This is a genomic window from Pseudomonas sp. FSL R10-1350, from assembly GCF_009600525.1.
GTDB lineage: Bacteria > Pseudomonadota > Gammaproteobacteria > Pseudomonadales > Pseudomonadaceae > Aquipseudomonas > Aquipseudomonas helleri.
This window is the reverse complement of the sequence record NZ_WIVR01000247.1, coordinates 1-251: the sequence shown is the minus strand read 5'-3', so window position 1 is coordinate 251 and position 251 is coordinate 1. Positions and strand designations below refer to the sequence as shown.

The following is a 251-nucleotide window of genomic DNA, read 5'->3' as shown; positions in this document are numbered from 1 at the left end:
ATGTAAAGCTTTTCAACATGTTTTTCGAAATTCAAACCACTTTGGAGATTAGATGGCCTAAATTCTTTTTCGACTTCACTTACACTCATAATTGTGTGAACTATTGAGCCCCACCAAATAATCTCCATAAAGTTATCATAGCCAAAATTCTTTTTTGAAATTCGGTATATTTTAGCGTAATCAACATCTCCATTGACATCACTAATATTTTGAGAAAAAAAATCATTTTTTACAAAATCAATTTGATTGTT

1 protein-coding gene is annotated in these 251 nt (G+C 29.1%); it reads right to left on the bottom strand.

The features are described from left to right. Positions 1-251 (bottom strand): hypothetical protein (locus tag GHO25_RS26290; RefSeq protein WP_178110271.1); only part of this gene is annotated, 251 nt, incomplete at both ends.